The 385-nt window shown below is 66.5% G+C and carries 1 protein-coding gene; it reads left to right on the top strand.

What is annotated here, in order from left to right:
- Positions 1-385: hypothetical protein (locus tag GSQ75_RS05465; RefSeq protein ID WP_216840610.1), on the top strand; the 385-nt coding region annotated here is incomplete at both ends.

The raw sequence follows: 385 nt of genomic DNA, 5'->3' as shown, positions 1-385 counted from the left end.
GGGCAAGTCCAGCTTCATCGTGGCGACCGCGAACGGTGCCGGCAGCGTCGCGACCGGGTTGTATGCCTCCGGCGCGACCGTGTCGGCCAGCAATCTCGGCACCGTCAAGGCGATCGCCACCGGCACCACCACCACCACCACCACCGCCTACGGCGCCGAGCTGGTCTCCCCCGGCGCCTTGACCTTCACCAACACCGGTATCGTCCGCGCCAACGCCGATCACGCCGTGGCCGTCGATCTAACCAGCGGCACCACCGCGACCCTGATCAATACCGGCACGATCAACGCCGTGCCGATGGTGTTGGGCACCAACGGCATTGCGGTAGAGACCAGTGCGCCGAACGCGGTCATCCAGAACAGTGGAACGATCACCGGAAAACTGCGG

The organism is Dyella sp. S184 (genome assembly GCF_009766065.1).
In the GTDB taxonomy this organism is placed as follows: Bacteria; Pseudomonadota; Gammaproteobacteria; order Xanthomonadales; family Rhodanobacteraceae; genus Rhodanobacter.
Note: the sequence above shows the minus strand (reverse complement) of the source record. Positions and strands in the feature narration are given on the sequence as shown.